19 protein-coding genes are annotated in these 21,763 nt (G+C 64.9%); 9 read left to right on the forward strand and 10 right to left on the reverse strand.

What is annotated here, in order from left to right:
• Positions 1 to 80 precede the first annotated feature (80 nt).
• Both IEW19_RS12105 and IEW19_RS12110 read left to right on the forward strand, forming a co-directional pair.
• Positions 81 to 806, forward strand: a complete 726-nt coding sequence (locus tag IEW19_RS12105) for a GntR family transcriptional regulator (RefSeq protein ID WP_188571875.1) — start codon at positions 81 to 83, stop codon at positions 804 to 806.
• Positions 807 to 942: 136 nt separating this feature from the next.
• Entirely contained in the window at positions 943 to 4,575 is a 3,633-nt protein-coding gene (locus tag IEW19_RS12110; protein ID WP_188571876.1) for a TM0106 family RecB-like putative nuclease, read from the forward strand.
• A 12-nt stretch (positions 4,576 to 4,587) separates the two neighbouring features.
• Here IEW19_RS12110 and IEW19_RS12115 read toward each other — a convergent pair whose 3' ends face one another.
• The 3 genes from IEW19_RS12115 to IEW19_RS12125 all read right to left on the reverse strand — a co-directional run bounded on the left by IEW19_RS12115 (position 4,588) and on the right by IEW19_RS12125 (position 7,230).
• Complete coding sequence (locus tag IEW19_RS12115) at positions 4,588 to 4,887, reverse strand: acylphosphatase (RefSeq protein WP_188571877.1); 300 nt, start codon at positions 4,885 to 4,887, stop codon at positions 4,588 to 4,590.
• A 111-nt stretch (positions 4,888 to 4,998) separates the two neighbouring features.
• Entirely contained in the window at positions 4,999 to 5,934 is a 936-nt protein-coding gene (locus IEW19_RS12120) for a pullulanase X25 domain-containing protein (protein ID WP_188571878.1), read from the reverse strand.
• A gap of 261 nt (positions 5,935 to 6,195) precedes the next feature.
• The gene (locus IEW19_RS12125; protein WP_373283602.1) at positions 6,196 to 7,230 is read right to left on the reverse strand and encodes an adenosine deaminase; all 1,035 of its coding nucleotides are present in this window, start codon (positions 7,228 to 7,230) and stop codon (positions 6,196 to 6,198) included.
• Positions 7,231 to 7,568: 338 nt separating this feature from the next.
• Here IEW19_RS12125 and IEW19_RS12130 point away from each other — a divergent pair, with 338 nt between their 5' ends.
• Positions 7,569 to 8,210, forward strand: a complete 642-nt coding sequence (locus IEW19_RS12130; protein ID WP_188571880.1) for a LysM peptidoglycan-binding domain-containing protein — start codon at positions 7,569 to 7,571, stop codon at positions 8,208 to 8,210.
• A 179-nt stretch (positions 8,211 to 8,389) separates the two neighbouring features.
• On the opposite strand, the gene IEW19_RS12135 is transcribed toward IEW19_RS12130, so the two are convergent.
• Positions 8,390 to 8,977 (reverse strand): hypothetical protein, encoded by a 588-nt coding sequence (locus tag IEW19_RS12135; protein ID WP_188571881.1) that lies wholly within the window; start codon positions 8,975 to 8,977, stop codon positions 8,390 to 8,392.
• A gap of 156 nt (positions 8,978 to 9,133) precedes the next feature.
• Here IEW19_RS12135 and IEW19_RS12140 point away from each other — a divergent pair, with 156 nt between their 5' ends.
• From IEW19_RS12140 to IEW19_RS12155, 4 genes are all read left to right on the forward strand, one after another.
• The gene (locus tag IEW19_RS12140; protein WP_188571882.1) at positions 9,134 to 10,054 is read left to right on the forward strand and encodes an MSMEG_6728 family protein; all 921 of its coding nucleotides are present in this window, start codon (positions 9,134 to 9,136) and stop codon (positions 10,052 to 10,054) included.
• A gap of 2 nt (positions 10,055 to 10,056) precedes the next feature.
• Positions 10,057 to 10,917 (forward strand): NAD-dependent epimerase/dehydratase family protein, encoded by an 861-nt coding sequence (locus IEW19_RS12145; RefSeq protein ID WP_188571883.1) that lies wholly within the window; start codon positions 10,057 to 10,059, stop codon positions 10,915 to 10,917.
• 76 nt (positions 10,918 to 10,993) lie between these two features.
• Positions 10,994 to 11,386 (forward strand): DUF1622 domain-containing protein, encoded by a 393-nt coding sequence (locus tag IEW19_RS12150; protein ID WP_188571884.1) that lies wholly within the window; start codon positions 10,994 to 10,996, stop codon positions 11,384 to 11,386.
• 644 nt (positions 11,387 to 12,030) lie between these two features.
• On the forward strand, positions 12,031 to 12,828 hold the full coding sequence (locus tag IEW19_RS12155) for a YqjF family protein (protein ID WP_188571885.1): 798 nt from the start codon (positions 12,031 to 12,033) through the stop codon (positions 12,826 to 12,828).
• On the opposite strand, the gene IEW19_RS12160 is transcribed toward IEW19_RS12155, so the two are convergent.
• Positions 12,825 to 13,160, reverse strand: a complete 336-nt coding sequence (locus tag IEW19_RS12160; RefSeq protein WP_188571886.1) for a hypothetical protein — start codon at positions 13,158 to 13,160, stop codon at positions 12,825 to 12,827. The genes IEW19_RS12155 and IEW19_RS12160 overlap by 4 nt on opposite strands.
• 46 nt (positions 13,161 to 13,206) lie before the next feature.
• Positions 13,207 to 15,729 carry a Tex family protein gene (locus tag IEW19_RS12165; protein WP_188571887.1) on the reverse strand — a complete coding sequence of 841 codons (2,523 nt, stop codon included), beginning with the start codon at positions 15,727 to 15,729 and terminating at the stop codon, positions 13,207 to 13,209.
• Positions 15,730 to 15,858: 129 nt separating this feature from the next.
• Here IEW19_RS12165 and IEW19_RS12170 point away from each other — a divergent pair, with 129 nt between their 5' ends.
• Positions 15,859 to 16,176: a hypothetical protein gene (locus IEW19_RS12170; RefSeq protein WP_188571939.1), complete on the forward strand. Its 318-nt coding sequence runs from the start codon at positions 15,859 to 15,861 to the stop codon at positions 16,174 to 16,176.
• A 231-nt stretch (positions 16,177 to 16,407) separates the two neighbouring features.
• Here IEW19_RS12170 and IEW19_RS12175 read toward each other — a convergent pair whose 3' ends face one another.
• The 4 genes from IEW19_RS12175 to IEW19_RS12185 form a co-directional block, all read right to left on the reverse strand.
• Positions 16,408 to 17,478 carry an alkene reductase gene (locus IEW19_RS12175; RefSeq protein WP_188571888.1) on the reverse strand — a complete coding sequence of 357 codons (1,071 nt, stop codon included), beginning with the start codon at positions 17,476 to 17,478 and terminating at the stop codon, positions 16,408 to 16,410.
• Between the two features lie 132 nt (positions 17,479 to 17,610).
• The gene (locus tag IEW19_RS23530; RefSeq protein ID WP_229748453.1) at positions 17,611 to 18,411 is read right to left on the reverse strand and encodes a PKD domain-containing protein; all 801 of its coding nucleotides are present in this window, start codon (positions 18,409 to 18,411) and stop codon (positions 17,611 to 17,613) included.
• A gap of 131 nt (positions 18,412 to 18,542) precedes the next feature.
• Positions 18,543 to 19,205 (reverse strand): DUF6318 family protein, encoded by a 663-nt coding sequence (locus tag IEW19_RS24230; RefSeq protein ID WP_373283600.1) that lies wholly within the window; start codon positions 19,203 to 19,205, stop codon positions 18,543 to 18,545.
• Positions 19,206 to 19,406: 201 nt separating this feature from the next.
• Complete coding sequence (locus IEW19_RS12185) at positions 19,407 to 21,134, reverse strand: purine-cytosine permease family protein (protein WP_188571889.1); 1,728 nt, start codon at positions 21,132 to 21,134, stop codon at positions 19,407 to 19,409.
• A 187-nt stretch (positions 21,135 to 21,321) separates the two neighbouring features.
• Between IEW19_RS12185 and IEW19_RS12190 the strand changes: the two genes are divergently transcribed.
• Positions 21,322 to 21,756, forward strand: coding sequence for a pyridoxamine 5'-phosphate oxidase family protein (locus IEW19_RS12190; RefSeq protein WP_188571890.1), 435 nt, complete (start codon positions 21,322 to 21,324; stop codon positions 21,754 to 21,756).
• Positions 21,757 to 21,763 lie beyond the last annotated feature (7 nt).

The following is a 21,763-nucleotide window of genomic DNA, read 5'->3' on the forward strand; positions in this document are numbered from 1 at the left end:
CACCACTGACCGGCAGTACGTCGATTCTACTACCATACAAGCACTACCATTCTAGTGTGTCAACAAGCTAGACTGATCGCATGGCAACGGACAAAAGAGGGGCTGCCCCCCGGATATCGGTGCGGGACCAAACCCTTGAGACCCTTCGCCGACGCATCATTTCGCTGCAACTGCCCCCTGGCGAGCCACTGTCCGAGAACGAGTTGGCGCAGGAGCTGGGCGTCAGCCGGACGCCGGTGCGTGAAAGCCTCATCCTGCTCCGCGAGGAAGGGCTGGTCCAGGTCTTCCCCCAAATCGGCTCGTTCGTCTCGCTGGTGGACCTGGGCCGCGTTTCGGAGGCCCAGTTCGTCCGCGAAGCCATTGAGTGCGCCTCGCTGCGGGACCTTGTTGTGGACAGCACCGGCATCACCGGGCTGCGGGAGATCCTGCAGGCACAGTCCGACGCCGACGCCCGGGGCGACGTGGAGGAATTCTTCCGGCTGGACGAGGACTTCCACCGCGAGCTCCTTCGCCTTGCCGGGCATGAATCCGCCTGGGCCGCGGTCAACTCCGCGAAGGCGCACCTGGACCGGGCACGCCGGATGAGCCTGCTGGATACCCGGCCCGTGTCCACCCTGATCGAGCAGCACACCGCAGTGGTTGACGCGCTGGAAGCCGACAACATGTCCGATGCGGACAGCAGCCTGCGCCTGCATTTGCGCGCTGTGTTCGAGGACGTCCAACGGATCCAGGAAGCCACCCCTGAGCTGTTTTCCGACGGCGCCGCCCGGCGCCCTTCCCGGCGAAGTGTTGCCCGCCTCACCTAGCGGGTCTCCAGCATCGCTTCCGCCGTCGTCAAGGGTGCGCCGATCACCGGGCCCCCTTATTGTCAGTCCCTCTTGCTACGTTTGACTCCAGGCCAAGGGAACCTTCCCTGGGCCCGCGAACAGTTGGAGAGGCCCTGTGTTTCTGCTCGACGCTGCCGGTGTTGATACCGGCTCGGGTGCGCCGCCGGACCTGGTCTTTTCGGCCAGCGACCTGGTGGCCGCGTCCGAGTGTGAGTACCGCACGCTCCGGGTTTTGGACGAAAAGTTGGGACGCACCCCCAAGGCAGAATTTCCCGTTGACGAGATGCAGAAGCGTGCCGGAGAGCTGGGCGACCGGCATGAGCAGAACGTGCTCGCAAGCCTGGTGGCCAAGTACGGCGAGTGGGACGCCAGCCGTTCCTCCGGCGTCTACTCGCTGGCGCGTGGCCAGAACCTGCGCGGCGAACTGCAGGCAAAGCATGCGGAAACCGAACTCGCGCTCCGGTCCGGCGCGGACGTGGTGTTCCAGGCCACCTTCTTCGACGGCGAATTCCTGGGGTACGCGGACTTCCTGGTCAATGAGGCCGCCGGCACCGGAAACCCCGGCCGCTACGAAGTCTGGGACACCAAGCTTGCGCGCCACGCCAAGGTGGGGGCGCTGCTGCAGCTTGCCGCCTACGGCGACCAGTTGCTCGGAATGGGCCTGGACCCCTCCCCTGCCGTCACGTTGGTACTCGGCACGCGCATCGGCGACGACTGGCTCCGGAGCAGCCATTCCCTGCCGGACCTGCTGCCCGTCTTCCGGGAACGACGGCGGCGCTTCCGCCATCTCACGGCCGCCCACCGCGCCGCTGATGCCCCCGTGCAGTGGCAACAGCCCGGCGTCGTGCACTGTGGACGCTGCGACTACTGTGCCGAGCAGGTGAAGCTGCACCGGGACCTGCTCATGGTGGCGGGCATGTCCGTTATCCAGCGGCGGAAACTCCACACAGCGGGCATCACCACCATCGATGAACTGGCAGCCATGCCCGCCGCCAGGGCAAAGAACTCAGTGGTCCGGCTCCGTGCCCAGGCCAGGATGCAGCTGGGCCTGGACCAGCCGGCGGGATCGCGCACCTTCACCAAGGACGGCGAGCCGCACACGGTCTCCTACACGGTCCTTCAGGACAACACGATCGGATCGCTTCCTGCTCCCAGCGCCGGGGACATCTTCTTCGACTTCGAGGGCGATCCGCTATGGCAGGACCCCGCCACTGGAGCCTGGGGCATTGAATACCTCTTCGGCGTCATCGAGGCCCCGGTTGCAGACTCTGATGGTGATCCGGTGTTCCGCCCATTCTGGGCGCACTCCCGCTCCGGGGAACGGCGCGCTTTCCTGGATTTCCTGGACTACGTGGAGAAGCGCCGTGCCCGGTACCCGGAGATGCACGTCTACCACTACGCCCCGTACGAAAAGACTGCGCTGCGGAATCTTTCCCTCGCGCACCAGGCCGGTGAGGACACGGTGGATGACTGGCTCCGGAAGGGGCTGCTGGTGGATCTGTATGCGACGGTGCGGCATTCCCTCCGGATCTCGGAGGCGTCGTATTCGATCAAGAAGCTGGAGCCGCTTTACATGGGCGACAACCTGCGGTCGGGGGACGTCAAGGACGCCGGCGCCTCTGTGGTGGCCTACGCCGCCTACTGTGCCGCCCGTGATGAAGGGCACCAGGACGAGGCCGCCTCCATCCTGGCGTCCATTTCCGACTACAACCAGTACGACTGCCTCTCCACCCTTCGGTTACGGGACTGGTTGCTTCAGCTGGGAGGGCAAGCCGGTGCCCCAGGGGAGCCTGCCGCTGGGGAGCGTGCCCCTGGGACAGTTGCCGGAGGTGCCACTTCCGAGGCGGCGCCCGCCGACGAAACCCTGGAAGAGCAACGGCTTCGCGAGTATCTTGCGGGCCTGCCGGACAACCGCCCCTGGACTGATGACGAACGTGCCATCTCCATGGTGGCCGCCGCCACCGGATATCACCGGCGGGAACGCAAGCAGTTCTGGTGGCAGCACTTCGACCGGGTTGAGGCGCCCTTGGATAGCTGGTCCGACCAGCGGAACGTGTTCGTCGTGTCGTCAGGGGACGTGGTGTCCGACTGGTCCCTGGCAAAGCCACGGGAACGCATGCGTACCCGTGTCCTGAAGCTCCGCGGGACCATGACGGAGGGTTCCGATTTCCGCACCGACTCCACCTGGTGCCGGCTATACGATGCACCGGGACCTCACGGGATGACCACTCCTGAGGCTGTCCCCGGCACCAGGGCTTTTACATTCGGAACCAGGATCAGCGGGCTGGAACCAGCGCCGGACAATCCGGAACACATCCTGATCACCATCGCCGAGCGGGAGACCGGCAAAGTCGCCGCCTACCCGCATTTGCCGCTGGCACTGACAGAGGACCAGCCCCTGGCCACCGCCAGTATTGAAGCCGCCATAGCGGACATAGCCCGTACCGTCGGGGCCTCGGCGCCCTCCCTTCCCGCACAGCCCGGCCTGGACATCCTGCGCAAGCTGCCGCCGCGGTTCCGCACCGGCCAGGGGCCGGTGGGAGTGCTCCACGGTGAAAATGGTGCGGTTGATTACACAGGGGCGATTACCGAATCCCTGCGGAACCTGGACCACTCCTATCTGGCCGTCCAGGGGCCTCCGGGGACGGGCAAGACCTACGTTGGTGCCCATGTGATCGGCCGTCTGTTGGCCGAAGGCTGGAAGATCGGGGTGGTGGCCCAATCACACAATGTCGTGGAAAACCTGCTGTGCCGGGCGATCGAGACCGGCGGAGTGGATCCGCAGTTGGTGGGCAAGAAACTGGCCTCTCCCCACCACGTTCCCTGGAACTTTACGTCGGAAGGCGATGTGGCCCGCCTGCTGTCATCGCCGGGCGGATGCCTGGTGGGTGGCACCGCGTGGACCCTGACCGGCAAGGAAGTTCCGGCCGGATCTCTTGATCTCCTGGTCATTGACGAGGCGGGCCAGTTCTCGCTGGCCAACACCCTGGCGGTCAGCCGCGCCGCCAAGCGGCTGCTCCTGCTGGGTGACCCGCAGCAGCTCCCGCAAGTTTCACAGGGCGCACATCCGGAACCGGTGGATGAATCGGCGCTGGGCTGGCTGGCGGCGGGGCACGCCACCCTTCCCGCGAGCCTGGGCTACTTCCTTGCCGACACCTGGCGCATGCATCCGGAGCTGTGCCGGGCAGTGTCCAACCTCAGCTACGAGGGAAAGCTGAGGTCAGCTCCTGCCGCGTCCCTGCGCAAACTGGAGGAAGTGGCACCCGGGGTGGAGACGGTGTTCGTGAACCACGCGGGCAATTCCACAGCGTCAATTGAAGAAGCGGAAGAAGTGGTGCGCCAGGCCCGCCGCCACCTCGGCCTGAAGTGGACTTCTGGCCCGGAGAGCGAGGCCCGCCCCCTGGAACAACAGGACCTGCTGGTGGTGGCCGCCTACAACGCCCAGGTCCATCTGATCCGCAAGCACCTGGCAGAGGCGGGACTGCCGCGGGTGCGCGTTGGAACCGTCGACAAGTTCCAAGGCCAGGAAGCTCCGATAGTGCTGGTTTCAATCGCGTGTTCGGCGGTGGCCGAGGCCCCACGGGGTGCAGAGTTCCTGCTGAACCGGAACCGCATCAACGTGGCGGTGTCCCGCGGCCAGTGGCGCGCCGTCATCATCCGCTCCCCGGAGCTCACCAGCTACATGCCGAACAAGCCGGCGGCATTGGAGGAGCTCGGGGCCTTCATCGGCCTGAGCCCCCGGGACTAGGAGGGGAATGCGTCAGCCCACGCGGAAGCCGCGGAAACTTCCGCCGGCCTCCGACATGGAAGCGTCCACCCGCTCCACCCGGCCGGGAGTCCGGTTCGAGTTCAACCAGTCCAGGAGATCCCGGATCTGCGGTTCGGGGCCTTCGGCAATCACGGAAACCGAACCGTCGTCGAGGTTCTTCACCTGTCCGGACAGCCTTAACTCCTCGGCTTTGCCCATGGTCCAGTAGCGGAAGCCCACCCCCTGCACCATCCCGAACACACGGGCGTCGAGCCGCACAACTTCCTGCGCTTGGCGTTCGTGCCTGCCCATGATGCTCCTCCCTCCGAACCGGCCGCCGCTTCCCGGCTGGGTCAACGTCAACGCACTGGAAACACGATTCCGCGCTCCTACGTGCCGACCGAGCCGGGAAGAGGGCGGCGGCTAGTTGATGGTGATGTCGCGGGTGGCGTGGTTGTAGCGGATGGTCACCGTGCCGCCAGCGTGGTGGAGTTCGTGGTTGGGACCATCGAAAGCGCCGAAAGCGCCGTAGTTTTCCTCCCAGGAGCGGTTCAGGGCGATCTTGAAGGTGTAGTAACCGGCGGGAAGCTCGGCGCTCTTCTTCCACAGCTGGTCCAGGAAGTCGAACTCCATCTGCGCTTCGTCGTACTGCGGTGCCCAGTTCTCCGGGGCGCCCAGGATGGTGTTGAAGTCACCGGCCAGGGCCACAGCTTCGGGCTGGGGCAGGGTTTCGACGTCCGGGCCCTCGAAGGACTCAGCAGTACCAGCCGCGGCAGGGGCAGCCGCGGCTTTGTCCTTGGCCGGCGCCTTGCCCTTGCGGACGGCCTTCACCACGGGCTCCACGGCGTCTTCGATTGCCTTGGCTGCCTTGCCCACAGCGGCGGCGGCCTTCTTCGCGGGAGCCTTCCTGGCGGTCCTCTTCGGAGCTTCCTCCTTGGCCGGAACCTCCAGGGTCGCCGCAGCGGCGGAAACCGGGCGGACAAAACCTTCGGGAGCCGTGGGAACGGGGGCGTTGGCAGGGACCGGAGTGCCGGCGTCGAGCGCTGCTGCGAAGGAGTCCGCGTCAGGGAAGGCGACGGTGGCGCGCATCCCGTCCTCGGTGATGGTCCAGCCCGAGCGGCCCTTGACCAGCCAGCCGGCCTTGACCAGCTTGGCGGTGGCCGAGGTGAGGGTCTTGTGTCCCCGCGGAATGCCGCCGCTGAGGAGTTCGGATTCATGCTCATTGAACGGCACGCGGGCCGTTGCTTCCGCCAGGACCTGGCCAGCATTGAGTGCATCGCCGGACCACACGCCTTCGGTCAGGACATCCAGTACGGTCTTGAGTCGAAGGTAAGTGTTTTCTGCGGTGGACTTGGCCATGATTCCCCTTATATAAAAGCGATCGGTCTTAGGCATCTTGCCAACTGCCCATTAAATCGCGCGACTTTAATTGGTTAACTCTGCGTGTCGTGACCGACTATGAAGCGGATCGTGCCGGAAGTGAGGCGGAGGTCTCGGGTAAGGGCTGTCTGCATAACCCTCAAGCGCTGACATGGGTGCTTCCCTGCACTCCCCAGACACGCCTGCGGCACCTAGTTTACCGGGCAAAAAGCCCCGGTGTTGCGCCCGGCACAGCAGGGGTCAGTCAACCACTTCCCTGCCGTTCAATTCCGCCAGCAGTTCCGCCTTCCGTTCCTCCGATGCGAAGGAGGAGTGGATGGAGTTCGCTGCCAGGCGGGCTTTGTCGAAATCGGAGAGGTCAAACACGGAGGTGAGCTGGGCGAAGTTGTCATCCACGTAGCCGCCGAAGTAGGCAGGATCGTCTGAGTTGACCGAAACGTTCAGTCCCGCAGCCAGCATGGCAGGCAGCGGATGGTCGGCCAGGGTGTCCACGGCACGGAGCCGGACGTTGGACAAAGGGCAGACGGTCAGCGGGACCCGGGCGTCCACGAGGCGCTCCACGAGGTCGGGATCGTCCATGCAGCGGATGCCGTGGTCGATCCGCTCCACGCCCAGGATGTCCAGGGCTTCGATGATGTACGACGCCGAACCCTCCTCGCCCGCGTGCGCCGTCAACCGCAGGCCTGCTTCACGCGCCTTCGCATACAGCCGCTCGAATTTCGAAGGCGGGTTTCCCACCTCGGCCGAGTCCAGGCCAATGGCGCCGATGGGTGCATTCATGGCCAGGAGCCGGCCCAGGACTTCCAGGGCCGAGTCCTCCGGCAGATCGCGCAGGAATGCCGCGATCAAGATGGTGGAGATGCCATACTCCTCCTCTGAGGTTGCAAGCACCGAGGCCACGCCCTTGACGCACGCCTCCAGGGGAATGCCCCGGGAGAGGTGCGCCTGCGGGTCCATCATGATTTCGGCATGCCGGACCCCGGCGGCAGCCGCGCGTTCCAGGTAGGCCCGGGTCATGTCCGCGAAGTCCTGCTCAGTACGCAGCACGGCCATGTTGGCGTAGTAGAGGTCCAGGAAGGACTGCAGATCCGTGAACTCGTACTTTTGGCGGAGTTCGTCCAGTCCTGAGTATGGCAGCGCGATGCCGTTGCGCTCGGCAAGGGCAAAAATGAGCTCGGGCTGCAGCGTGCCTTCGATGTGCAGGTGCAGTTCGGCCACCGGGAGGGGCTTGGCGGGGACCGCGGAAACCGCCGCGTCCGTATCGGTTTCGGGCATGGGGCTGCCGCCGGAAAAGTTGTCCATCCGGTCAGGATAGTGCCCGTCCCGGTTTCGCGCCTGCCCGGGACTTCCACGCCCATGGGACGGCCGCCGTGGCAGCTGCCACTGCCCACATCCAACACGCCCACCGGAATCTCGATTTGATAACGGCCACACGATGTCCTAGCGTGAACTGCATGCCCGTTCGGCGGGTTTCTTGATTGCCCGGTGCTGCCTTCACCAGAACTGCCCAGCGGCAGCCACCGACAGTGACCTCTATTCGTCAGGGGCGGGCAGTGGCGCGACGATCTCCGGGGACGGAACCAGCGCTGGTGGCCTTCAGGAGCATCACCATCATGAAAAACACCAAATTCCGTACTGCCGCACGCCGCGGAGTCACCCTGGCCGCCGTCTCCGCGGCAGGTTTGGCCCTTTCAGCCACGGCGGCCAACGCAGCAACCCCCACTTCCACCTGGGACGCACTCGCGCAGTGCGAGAGCGGCGGCAACTGGTCCACCAACACGGGCAACGGCTTCTCCGGCGGCCTGCAGTTCACCTCCAGCACCTGGTCCGCTTACGGCGGAACCGGCTCCCCCCAGAACGCAAGCCGTGAACAGCAGATCGCGGTAGCCGAGAGGGTTCAGGCCTCGCAGGGCTGGGGTGCGTGGCCGTCCTGCTCGTCCCAGCTGGGCCTGAGCGGCGGCGGCGGAGCACCGGTCCAGAGTGCCCCCGTCCAGAGCGCTCCGGTCCAGAGTGCACCCGTCCAGGCCAAACAGGTCCAGAGCGCTCCGGTGAAGAAGGCACCGGCGCCGCGGCACGCCACCTCCGTTGCCCTCAGCGGCGAGACCTACACCCTCCAGGCCGGAGATACCTTGAGCATCGTTGCCCAGAAGCTGGGCATCCAGGGCGGATGGCAGCACCTTGCCGACGCCAACCTGGACACCATTGCAGACCCGAACCTGGTGTTCGCGGGCCAGGTCATCCAGCTTCCCGCCTAACAGCGGACGCAGCACCAAAGGCGCCCCCAGGCGCTCCGCCTTCCCAAGGCGACACAGACAGGTCGGCGATAGACAAATTCCGTCGACCAAAGAACGACGCCGGCACACCCCCAAAAGGGATGTGCCGGCTTCGTTGTTTAATCAGTCGGTCGCTGCCGAAGTGGTCGGGCGAGAAGCGGTCAGCTGGTAGGGATCTCGCGGACGATCCGCACTTTCCACTCGGAATCGTCACTGGTGTCCAGCAACGCAACGGTGCCGTGCGCAAGATTCAGGGCGACGCGTTTGACGGCCAGCAGCTCAAGGTAAAGGTGCTCGTTCATCCGGCCGGGGGTGTCGATCATGTACTTCACGGCGTCGCGCACCTTGCGGTAGTTGGCGCTGCGTTCGCGGTGCATGTGCAACTCCAGTGCGGACCGCTGCCTAAGCCGGGGCTCGTGCCGGTTGAGCAGCGTCACGGCGGCGTGGACTGCAACCACGAGGGTCAGCGAAACTCCGTAAATCCACCACCCGCTGGAGAGCAGGAACAGGGGCAGGTTGCCGATGGCCACCAGCGCGATGACCGCGCGGAGGGCAGCAATGCGGCGGACCGTCCTGGCAACGGCGGCCATGCCATCGCGGAAGCGGTGCTGATCCTTGCGTGCCGCGGCGGGATCAATAATGAACTCATCGAGAACCAGGATGCCCTGGGATTCCGGGCCCAGCATCTGTCCGTAGCGGGGCAGCGCGGTGTGGGCGTGGTCGACGGCTGTGTCAGGTGTAAATGTCATGAGTGAGCTTCCAAGACGCGGGGGTGGTTGCGGTGATCTTAGTGGTTTAACCTGGGTGCCGTATGCAGGCGTCCAACATTTGGACAGGAGCGGTCAATGGGTGTGGCGGCTGGCACAGCAATTGGCACTTCCGCCGGGGACCGTCAGACTGAATGAATGCAAACGTTCCTCCCGTACCCTGACTTCCGCCAAAGCGCAAAAGCCCTGGACACCGCACGGCTGGGCAAGCAGCGGGTTGAAGCGCTGCAAACCCTCCGTGCCTTGGTGATTCCGGAATACGGCTGGCAAACCCACCCGGCAATCAGGATGTGGATGGGCTACGTGCCTGCCCTCACCATGTACGGACTGGCGATGGTGGACGAATGGATCGACCGTGGCCACCCGGACAACACCCGCGCGAACATTGCCGAGTTCGCGCCGCAGGCGGCGCATCCGGACTACGCCGCCAAAATCGTCCTGCCGCCCTGGCTCGGCGACCCGGACTTCCACCTGAGCCACCGATCCAAGCTGGTGCACAAGGAACCGAAGTTCTACAGCTCCGTCTTTCCTGACGCGATACCGGAAATGGACTATGTCTGGCCCGAGCCCCGGCACGAGTTCCTGCCGCAGGAGCCGGAGGGGGACATTCTGTGGATCCTGCGGGAGCCGGATGACGACGTCGACCCCCAGTCGCTCACGGCCGTGGCGCTTCCGCCGGTGAACCGCGGCGCTGCTGCGGCGGCCGCGACGTCGGCCGGAGATGACGGATACTCCCCTGTCTACGTTGAGGACGGCTCCCGCCGGCCGTCCCGGGCCCCCAAGAAGGCGCCGCCCAAGCCGCAGGCAAAGAAGCCCACCCGCAAGCGCCAAGCACAGGAAGAGGCCTTCCGGACCCTTCCGGGAAAGACGCCGGTTGCCGTCCCGTTCCAGAATGGGGCCAGGTTCGCCGTGGGACGGGTGCTGGGCCGCCCGATCACCCTCGATGACGGCCGTTTCGGTAGGAATTTCGAAGTCACCGAGATCATTGACCGTTCAGCATTCGCATACCCTGCGTTGCTGCAGGATCCCCGCGTGTTCTTCCCGGTCGAGGCACCGTAGGCGTGACGATTCTTTTGGCAGGGTGCGGTGACCTGGGAACCGAGGCAGGGTTGCGGTTTGCTGCCTTGGGCCACCGGGTCGTGGGGTGGCGCCGCTCCCCCGCAAAACTGCCGGCAGCAATCGAAGGTGCTGCGGCCGACTTGGGATCGGCTGACCTGCCGCCGGTCCCGGCGGACACCACCGCCGTCGTCATCGCTGTTGCTGCGGATGCCCCCACCGAGGAGGCATACCGCGCGGCGTATGTACGCGGAGTGGCAAACGTCCTGGATGCGCTCAATCGCGATGCCGTGGCACCGGAGAGGATCATCTTTGTTTCCTCCACGGCAATCTATGGTGATGCCGGCGGCGGATGGGTGGATGAGTCCACTCCTCCGGATCCAGGCGGCTTTTCCGGACGGGTGTTGATGGAGGCCGAGGAACTCCTGCACACCAGGCTTGCCGGAACCAGGACTGCCGGCATCTCGCTTCGGCTCGGCGGCATCTACGGACCGGGGCGGACGCGCCTGATAGACCAGGTGAAGACGGGCTCTGCCGTAATCCCTGAAGACGTGCGCTACACCAACCGAATCCACCGCGATGACGCCGCGGCCGCCCTCGTGCACCTTGCCACGATGGAAGCCGCTCCTGCGCCTGCATATATCGGTGTGGACAATGAGCCGGCAGATCTGGGTGCCGTGCTGCGCTTCCTGGCGGCCCAACTGGAGCGGCCTTCTCCACCTGTTGGCGACGCCGGCCCTGCGCGTGGGGGCAACAAGCGCTGCCGCAACGACCTGCTCCGCAGCACCGGTTTTACCTTCGCGTTTCCCACGTTCAGGGAAGGGTACGTGGACGTCATAGCAGGGAACGGCGTCCGCCATCCGTGACTGAGGCCACTGTCCCCTGGCCGTTGCCAGGATGGCGGCGCAGGTTGGCAGCGGGGGCGCCCGAGGTGAGGCAGGCATGGAATTTCGTCAGATCATTGAGTCGGTTGGACAACTTGTCGACTTCGCAGGAGTCGCAGTCATGGTGATCGGGGCCGTGGTTTCCCTCCCGCTGGCGATCCGGGGCCATCAGCCGCGGCAGCTTCCACCCGGGGCGGACAAGTTGAGTTTCTACCGGTCCTACCGGCAGTTGCTGGGCAGATCCATCCTGCTCGGACTTGAGCTGCTCGTCGCTGCCGACATCATCCGCACCGTTGCCGTCACGCCAACGTTCGCCAGCGTGGGCGTGCTGGCCATCATCGTGCTGATCAGGACATTCCTTAGCTTCTCGTTGGAGCTGGAAATCACCGGGCGTTGGCCGTGGCAAAAGGAAGCATCAACGTCCCGTACTGGTTCGACCTCGGCGGGCTGAACCGCGGTCCGGGTTTTCCACATGGGTTTTGAAGGGTCGTGATTGTCGGTGGTGGCTGGCAGAGTAGGGCTATGGAGGCCATCGGGGAAGATCCTGGGAAGGCGGACGACGCCGACAGTTGGCTGTCGGCGCTGGCCCGCCTTCACCCCGTCCCCGGTGAGCCAGTTGTCCAGCAATCTGCGGTCCCAGATGATGAGCCCGCACGCCCATCCACCATCCCTCAACCTGCGGCGGACCATCCCGGACGGGACTTGTTCGAACGGGACTTACTGGACGGACGGGGTGCGCTGGACGGCCCGAGTGCGCTGGACAGGCTGAGCGCGCAGCTCGCGGCCGCTGCCTTGGCCGCTCCTGGGGTGCTGGCCACGGCCACTACGCGGAGGCAGCTTGATTTCGCCGGCGGGGCGGAAGGCCTGGCCGCAGTGTGGAGTATCTTCAACTCCTGGCGGCCGGGGCTATGGACCGGACGCGTACCCAGGCCGTCAGCGACGGGTGGTTTGGGTGAAGTCCAGCGCCCATCCGATCACACGTCGGGAGCAGGCGTGCCTGACGGCACACAAATACACCCAGCCTTCGCCGCTAAAAGCGGCAGCGGCGGTAAGCAGGGGCCATGCAGCTAGGCCGAGCGAAGGAGCAGAGTGACCTTGACCGGGAATTTGAATGCTGCAGCTGTGTGGCCGCGGCCGCCGGAACTGACAGTGCCGGTGTTCTCTGACCAGCGGTGGCTGGATGCCGTCTTCCTTCACTGGCGCGTCCCGGAGGCAGTGGCCGCCACATTCATGCCCGAGGGGGTTCGACCGGACATGTTCGACGGCAGCTCTTGGGTGGGCCTGATCGGCTTTCGGATGGTGCAGGCGGGACTCGGACACGGTCCCGCCATTCCCTACCTGGGAAGCTTCAATGAGGTCAACGTCCGGCTCTACTCCCGGGAGCCTAACGGGACCCGCGGAGTCGTGTTCCTAACTCTGGATGCAAACCGTCTACTAGTTGTTCTGGCAACGCGCGCTGCCAGGATTCCCTACGTGTGGTCACATGTCCGGCAACAGCCGCCCTTTCCCGGAAGGGGCGGCCAGCGGCAGCACGTCAACAGCGCCGCCAGTACAAGTGAATCTCCCGTGGGCTATTCGGTTCGCCGGTTTGGAAGCACCGCGGCCCACAGCAGCTTCACGGTCATCCCCAAACTCCATGACGCGGCCGTCGACCCGTTGTCCATCTTCCTGACCGCCAGGTTCGGCATGCACGGCCGCTTCCACGGGAAGACCGCCTGCATCCCGAACACCCACAGCCCCTGGCCGCTCTTCGCCGCGACGGTCCACCATCTCAGTGATGAACTGATCGGAGCGGCCGGCATCAACGTCAGTGGAGCGCCGGAGTCAGTCCTCTACTCCCCTGGAGTCCGGACAAGGTTCGGGCGGCCGCGCCTGCTGGGGACTGGCGGCTAAAGGCCCGCGTCCTGGACATCTTGCCAGCCCCGGCCTTCGCGAAAAATGCTCACCAGGGTGCCCACACCTGTCTGCAGGGAGTTGGACGAATCGAAGTACAGGGACGCTTCCGAGGCGCGGCTGTGGGTGATGAGCTGCTCCGCCTCAAGCTTCGCCTCGGGCACGCTGGCACCGATGATTCCGGTGCGGGCCGGGAGGCCCGGGGTATGCACCACGTCAGCGTCCGTCTCGCTTAGCGGGACCGTAGTGCCGGAGTTGATCTCGTCGTGCGGGAACTCGAACTCTCCATCACCAGGGGCGGCAGGAACGGTGTACTCCAGGACGTAGGTCATACTCCACCCTCGCAGAAAGTCCGCCACTGCCAAAGGCCCCGGCGGACTACTTGCCCAGGCCGGCCTTTCTCAGCGCCTCGGCCATTGCCGTGTTGACGGGCCGGGGCTGGGGAGCTTGTCGGCCCCCACCGCCGGCCTTGCCCGGCGTCTGAGTCCCCTGCTGTGTGCGGTCCGGGTGTCCGCTGGGCCCAGCCTTTCGGCTGCCCGCTTCACGCCGGTTGTCCTGCCCGCCCGGCTTGGCCAGAGCAGGCTGCGCTGGACCGCCGCGTCCTGCGGTGCCACGTTCTGGGCCGCCCTGCCCGGAACCGCTACGGCCTGACCCGCGCCGCCCGGAACCTGCGCCGCCGCCGGCGGGTTCGTCGTCGAGCCTCAACGTCAGCGAAATCCGCTTCCGCTCCGGATCGGCCTCCAGTACCTTCACCCGCACTACCTGGCCGGACTTCACCACCTCGCGCGGATCGGACACAAAGCGGTTGGCCAGGGCAGAAACGTGGACCAGGCCGTCCTGGTGGACTCCCACGTCCACGAACGCCCCGAATGCCGCAACGTTGGCCACCGTCCCCTCGAGGATCATGCCCGGCTCCAGGTCCGAGATTTTCTCAATCCCTTCCGAGAACGCGGCGGCAGCAAAGGCGGGCCGCGGGTCGCGCCCGGGTTTGTCCAGCTCAGCGAGGATGTCCCTGACCGTGGGAAGACCGAAGGTATCGTCGACGAATTTTTGCGGGTCCAAGGAAGACGCTGGCGCCGAACCGGCCGCCACCAGGATCTTCCGTGCCACGGCGTAGGCCTCCGGGTGCACGCTCGACGCGTCCAGCGGCTCAGCTCCCCCAGTGATCCTCAGGAAGCCGGCGCACTGTTCGAAGGCCTTTGCACCCAGCCGCGGCACCTTCTTGAGGTCGGTCCGCTTGTTGAAAGGTCCATGCTCGTTCCGGTACGCAACGATGTTTTCACTCAGCAGGGGCCCGACGCCGGCCACCCTGCTCAGCAGTGCGGGCGACGCAGTGTTGACGTCGACACCCACGGCGTTCACGCAGTCCTCGACGACCGCGTCAAGGCTCCGGTCCAACTTCGACGCCGTCACATCGTGCTGGTACTGGCCCACACCGATGGATTTGGGGTCGATCTTGACGAGTTCGGCCAGTGGATCCTGCAGTCGGCGGGCAATGGAGACGGCCCCGCGCAGCGAAACGTCCATCCCGGGCAGCTCGGCGGCAGCGAGCGCGGATGCAGAGTAAACGGACGCGCCGGCCTCGGACACCACGAGCTTCTGCGGTTTGCGGCCAACTTCCGGCAGCAACTTGATCAGTTCGGCAGCCAGTTTGTCCGTCTCGCGCGACGCCGTCCCGTTGCCGATAGCCACGAGTTCGACGGCGTGCTGCCGCGCCAAACGCACCAGGGCAGCCAGCGCGTCATCCCACTTCCTTGCCGGAGCATGCGGGTAGACCGTGTCAGTGGCGACCACCTTGCCGGTGCCGTCCACCACGGCGACCTTCACCCCGGTCCGCAGCCCTGGGTCGAGCCCCAGTGTGGCGCGGTTTCCGGCAGGGGCGGCCAGAAGTACGTCCCGAAGGTTGGCGGCGAAGACCCGGACCGCTTCGTCCTCCGCTGCCGCGAACATCCTGGCGCGGAGGTCCGAGGTGAGGCGAGCCAGCACGCGTGAACGCCACGCCACTTGGGCCGTCTGCATCAACCACGCGTCGGCGGGCCGGCCGCGGTCGGCGACCCCGAGGAACCTTGCCACCGCAGACTCGTAGCGGGCGCGGGCGGCGGTCAGGGCGGCGTCGTCCGCTGGATCTGCTTCGGCGAGGTCCAATTCAAGGATGCCGTCCTTCTCCCCACGGAACAGCGCAAGCACCCGGTGGGAGGGCATCCGGTCGGGTGCCTGCGCGAACTCGAAGTAGTCGGCGAACTTCTGGCCTTCGGCCTCCATACCTTTCTTGACGCGGGACACCATCCGGCCCTGGCTCCACATCCGGTCCCGCAGGTTTGCGGCGAGGTCCGGGTCCTGGGCCACCCGCTCCACCAGAATGGCCCGGGCACCTGCAAGCGCGGCGGCGGCATCACCGATGGAGTGCTCGCTGTTGAGGTACTTCCCGGCCGCGTGCTCGGGATCCAGGTCGGGGCGCTGGAGCAGCGTATCCGCCAGCGGCTCCAGCCCGGCCTCCCGGGCGATCTGGGCCTTGGTACGGCGTTTGGACTTGAACGGCAGATAGATGTCTTCAAGCCGCGACTTGGTGTCGGCAGCCAGGACCGCCTTGCGCAGTTCCGGAGTCAGCTGGCCTTGCGCCTCAATCGCGTCGAGGACGGCACGACGCCGGTCTGCAAGTTCGCGGAGGTAGCGGAGCCGTTCGTCAAGGTCGCGGAGTTGGGTGTCGTCCAACGTCCCAGTGGCTTCCTTGCGGTACCTGGCGATGAACGGAACTGTGGCCCCGCCATCGAGCAGCCCAACCGCTGCCCGCACTCGCCAGGCCTTGACCCCCAGCTCGGCAGCGATCTGGGCAAAGACGGCGTCCTCCTCTGAACCCCGGGAGGCGGCGGATACGGGGGAAGGCGCAGGCAGTTGAGTCACCAGAACATCTTGCCCTACCGGCCCGCCAGGCTCCACCGGACGCTGCGCGAAGAGGGACACAGCGGGGAAGAAAGGGTATTCCGCTGGGCCCGGCAAAGTGCTGTAGTGGACATGCCGTTACTGGCGCCGATGCTCAAGGAAGAGGCCATCATGCGGGAACTGCTTGTGGTGTTTCAGGAGGGGTTCGACGAGGCCAACATCACCGTGACCGTCAACGGCAAGGAGGTGCGCAGGGACCTGGGGGTCTCCACCAATCCGCTGCTCGGCATAGCATCCGAGGTGTCCGTGGAGCTGCCGGCGAAGGGGGCACAGGTGGGAGTCGAAGTCACCAACCGGGGTCTGAAGGCCATCACCAAAGTCAGCGGCAAGCCCAAGAGCGTGCTGGTGTCGATCGAGGACGGGCACCTGCTGATGAAGGAGGGCACCGGCCGCGAGGCTGTCCTGTAGCCGATATTCCAGGACGCGAAACTGGCTCTGGTAAGAGTCCATTCGTTGGAGTAGCATCTGATCACCGCCGGCTTCCAGTGGAGTCCGGCGGGCCACACAGCGCTTCAGCCGGAGGCCGTCGGATGGCCGCCCGGCATCGCTGCCTGGGACCAGCACTCCAGGCAGCCACGACGGCGGCACCCGTGCAGGTGCCGCCGTCGGCGTCTTTCTGGGGCAGGCCGATACCGCCGTTTAGCCTTGGTACACCGGGTAATCCGTGTAACCGATGGCGCCGTCCGCGTAGAACGTGGAGGCGTCAGGCTCGTTGAGCGGGAGGCTTTCCTTCCAGCGGCGGGCGAGGTCCGGGTTGGCGATCGCGGGGCGGCCCACCACAACGGCGTCCGCGTGGCCCTCGGCCACCAGGTTCACGGCTTCCTCCCTCGTGGTGATTACACCGAAGCCGGTGTTGACCAGGAAGGTGCCGCCGAAGCGCGCACGGAGGTCCTGCACAAGTTCTCCAGTGGGCTCGTGGTGCAGGATGCTCAGGTAAGCCAGGTTGAGCGGCGCGATGCTGTCCACGAGGACCTCGTAGGTGGCACGGACGTCCGCGGCATCTGTTTCGGCGATGCCCTGGACGTTGTGCTCAGGGGAAATGCGCACGCCCACCCGGTTGGCGCCGAGCGCTGCCACTACGGCGTTGACGGTCTCGATGACAAAGCGGGCGCGGTTCTCGGGCGAGCCGCCGTAGCTGTCCGTCCGGATGTTGGAGTTCGGCGCCAGGAATTCGTGCAGGAGGTAACCGTTGGCCGAGTGCAGCTCCACGCCGTCGAACCCTGCCTCGATGGCGTTCAGCGAGGCGCTGACAATTTCCTGGATGACCATGGGGAGTTCGTCCGTGGTCAGTGCGTGCGGCACCGGATAGGGCTGTTTGCCAGCCGGGGTCCGGACGATACCGTCGATGGCTACAGCGCTGGGAGCAACGACGGGCAGTCCGCCGGTGATGTCAGGGTGCGAGACCCGGCCGCCGTGCATGACCTGGGCGAACATGCGGCCGCCTTCGGCGTGGACGGCGTCCGTAACCTTCTTCCAGGCGGCAACCTGTTCCTCGGTGACGATTCCGGGCTGGCCGGGGTACGCCTGCCCTGCAGGGGTGGGGTACGTGCCTTCGCTGACGATAAGGCCAAGCGAGGCCCGCTGGCGGTAGTGCTCGACGACGATCGGGCCCGGGACGCCGTCCTCACCCGCGCGGAGGCGGGTCAGGGGTGCCATCACCAGCCGGTTGGGAAGTTCAAGCTCGCCGAGGGTGAGTGGGGAAAACAGCATGCGCAGTCCTTTCGAAGGCTGAAGACGTACTGCCTATGCCAACTGTGGGGCACATGCAACTATTCCGGGCTTCCCCTCGGTGCGATGGGGCTCACACTCTCCTTTTCCGCTCTGGACCTCGACTGACTGCGCTCAGCGCAGCGCTCCGACACCTGGGCAGCCCTGGCCCTGCGGGTTGGTGTTGCAGTCGTCGGCGTAGTTGCGGGTGAGTGAGCGCCAGACACTGATGCCTTGCGGTGGCGCGCTGAATTGCCCCTGGCCCGGGATGGGCAGCGGCGGACCGGCGTTCACCGAATAGGTGCCCTGGAACGAGGTAGTCAAAATAACCTGGAAATCTCCTGTTGTTGCATACGCGTGGCTGGTCCGGGTCTTCTCTCCCCACCGGTCCTGCGGCAACTGGCCGCCCATGGACGGCTGGGGGCCGAAGACGGTGCCGTCCCCATAGTTCCACGTGTACTGCACTGGCGTGGCGACCACGTGGACCTTCTGGCCAAGCATGGTGATATCGAACTGCTGTTCAACTGCTTCGGCGTAAAAGTTCGTCTCGGCGCCGCGAAGGGTGTTCGGGCTGGGCTGAGCCACGACCCTGCCGGCGTTCACCGGCAGGTTCTGGAACTGCCGCTGGATGTCCGCGGCGATGCGGGGCAGGAGGTCCTCGGGCTTTGGATCGTAAAGGCAGGTCGGTCCCGAATGATGAGCCCAAACCGCGCCAGGGACGCCCCGCGGACGCGACAGCCACATGACCGGAATGCCCTTGGCGCCATCCTCGCGGTCCTTGCAGTCGAGCTGACGGGCAAGGCAAGGGGTATCGAAGTCGCCTCCGCCAAGATGGCATTGGAGTTCGTACTTGTACTCGTTAGGGTCGGTGGAGGGAACATGTGGGTCCGCCGGGACGAACTCCTTCCGTTCCGCGTCCCACGTATGCCCACCCATTGTGAGGCCGGGACTCCAGGAACCGCCAAATTCTGGATCCTCACCACCCTCCGCCCGCGCTGGACCAGCAGTCACACCTAAAGACATGACCGTTATGAGGAGGAGGGAGAGCAGTCGCGAAAGGGACATTGCTATCCAACTATGCTTCCGAGCTCAACCACCGACCATTCACCCTCACCATATTTAAGTACGAGGAGGTTTCCTTGATCGGGTGTCTGGGGGTCTGTCCGAGCCACAGTTCCATCTGCTCTGACGTAGGAGAGGGGCTCCTGATGAACCTGGACCGCAACTTGGTACGTGCCATCCTGGCCCTTATTGAAGGTTGTGTTTGATACCGGCGTCGATAACTTGCCGCCAACCAACCAGCGACCTTCAGAGTGCCAGTCCCTAATCACTTTACTGACCTTCTGACAGGCTTCGCATGGGCTTGGCGCGATACTTTCGAATAGGGCAGCGTCACCCGTCTCGTATGCATAACTCAGAATTGAAAACCAATGCTTAGTGAAGGCTTCTGCCCCTTCCTTCGTCTCCGTCTTGGCCACCTCGGGAAGCACGGGGACCGGCACGTTTTGGGCGGGACCGGTCGCGTCGGCGGGTTTGTAGACGGCGCTTGGTGTGGGCGTCGGAGTGGGAGTGACGCTGGGGGACGCTGGCTCTGCAGCAGTCGCGGACGCTTTGCCGGGGTCTGCGGGTGCTCCCCCTGCGCAACCCGCCAGCATGAGTGAGAAGCCCACAGCCAGGGCTGCTGCACCCGACTGCGCGGCGCGGGACGAAAAGAAGTTCTGTGATGTCATGGGCCGCTATTCCCCCAAGTTTCAAGACGGCTTGCTCCGAACAGTGCCTTAAGGGTAGCCCACATCACAAATTAGCAATCAAAGTTATCCACAGACACAATCCCCCCAAGACAAGGTCCACCATCCGTAATGCAGCAAAAGAAGTCATGAAGGAAGCCGGCGCATTTACATGCACCGGCTTCCCGTGACAAAACCAAACTGCTACCTCTGGCTCGGCAGCACCAGCTCCCCTGTCTTGTCGGTAGACAAGGCGAGTGAAGAAACGTACTGCGGGCCGCCGTCGGGCGCGTCCTGCGCTGAACGCACCATGTCGGGACGCTCGAACTCCAACCCCGTCACGTGGCAAAGGAGCTTGGTGTCGCTTGGGTTCCCATCGGCGTCGAACAACGGCACGTCGATGCCGTCGTCGGTGCGCCGAAGATAGAACCGGCCGCGCGTCGCGATGGCCAGCATGGGCGGCAGCACGAGTGCCAAGCCGACTGCGAAAATCGGTGAGTACGGCTGGATCGAGGTACCGAACGCCCCGAAGAACACAGCAATGGAAACCCCGGCGGATGCCAGCATGGACACGAACCCAACAGGGTTCACGGCGTACAGCATGCCGCGCCGGAACTCAGGCACCTTGGGGGAGATCTTGAGCAGGTACTTGTTGATGGCGATATCGGACGCCACCGTGACCACCCAGGCCATGGCGCAGTTGGCGTAGAACCCGAGGATGGTGTTGAGGAAGTCGAACATGTTCGCTTCCATCAGGACCAGTGCGATCAGCAGGTTCACCACCACGAACACCATCCGGCCCGGGTAGGTCTTGGTGATGCGCGTGAAGGAGTTGGTCCACGCCAGCGAGCCCGAGTACGCGTTGGTGACGTTGATCTTGATCTGCGAGATGACCACCAGCACCACGGCCAGTGTCATGGCCAGCCACGCCGGCATCATCTCCTGGTACACACCCAGGAACTGGTGGACCGGTTCATTGGCCGTGGCCGACGCGGCGGGATCCAGGGTGGCGATCAGGTAGATGGCAATAAACAGGCCCACGGTCTGCTTGATGGCACCGAAGATAACCCAGCCCGGCCCCGCCAGAATCACTGCATGCCACCAGGCACCCCGGTTGGCGTCGGTACGCGGCGGCATGAACCGAAGGTAGTCGATCTGCTCGGCGATCTGGGCCATCAGGGACAGGCACACGCCGGCGGCGAGCATCACGGATGCCAGATCGGGGCCACCGTCACCGGACGCGCCTGTGTAGGCGAAGAAGCTGTCAATGCTCTCAGGGTGCGAGATCAGCAGGTACCCCACGGGGACCACCATCAGCAGCAGCCACAGCGGAGTGGTCCACACCTGCAGCTTGGCCAGCGTGTTCATTCCGTAAATGACCAGCGGAATGATGATCACGGTGGATGCGGCGTATCCGAGCCACTGCGGAATGCCCAGGCCCAGCTCCAGCCCCTGCGCCATGATGGAGCCTTCCAGCGCGAAGAAAATGAAGGTAAAGGTGGCAAAGATGACGTTGGTGACCACGGAGCCGTAGTAGCCGAAGCCGGAGCCGCGGGTAATGAGGTCCAGGTCGATGTTGTAGCGGGCTGCGTAGTAGGCCAGGGGAAAACCGGTGGCGAAGATGACGACTGCGGCCACCAGGATCCCAAGGATTGCGTTGACCGTGCCGTATGAGATACCGATGTTCGCGCCAATCGAGAAGTCCGCCAGGTAGGCGATACCGCCCAGCGCGCTGGTAGCTACTACCCCCGCACTCCACTTGCGGTAGGAGCGCGGCGCGAACCGCAGCGTATAGTCCTCCAGGCTTTCCTTGGTGGCGTTGAGTGCGGCAGTGTTGCCCGCAGTCGGAGTCTCCGGGGAACGTCCGACGACGGCGGCGCCAGCGGGTGCCGCCGGTTCCAGCAGTTGTGTTGTGTCCGTGTCATTGCCCATTGGGTGCACCGCTTTCGTTTGCATTCAGCCGTCATGGCCCTGCGTGCGACGCTATCCAGGGTGAAAGACAGCCCTGTCACAGTCCTGTTTCAAACCTGTTAAGCCTTGATTGGCTTGTCACAAACGTGGAGGGATTGAGGGCACAAAGCCTCTGGCGTCTTTCTACCTTGGGTAGAAGAATGGCCGCATGATGTTTGAACACGCGGACGGCAATCCCGTCCTGGAACTCGATGATGAGCAGTCGTGGCGGCTTCTGGCGGCAACGCAGCACGGCAGGCTGGTGGTCTCCGTTGCGGGGGAACCGGACATCTTCCCGGTGAACTACGTGACCTCCAACCGGATGCTCTACCTCCGCACAGCTCCCGGGAACAAGCTGGCGCAACTAACGATCAACGCCAAAGTGCTGTTCGAAACCGATGGCATCCTGTCGCAGGAGGCCTGGTCCGTTATCCTGCGTGGGACGGCCCGGGTCCTCAGCAACTCGGACGAGCTCGCTGCCATCGAGGAACTCGGCCTGAAGACGTGGGTTCCAACGCTCAAGGACTTCTACGTGGAGATCGAACCGAAGTCGGTCAGCGGCCGGCACTTCGTGTTCGGCGAACAGCCGGAACGGGAGATCTAGGCACTCC

This window comes from Arthrobacter liuii (assembly GCF_014639275.1).
GTDB lineage: Bacteria > Actinomycetota > Actinomycetes > Actinomycetales > Micrococcaceae > Arthrobacter > Arthrobacter liuii.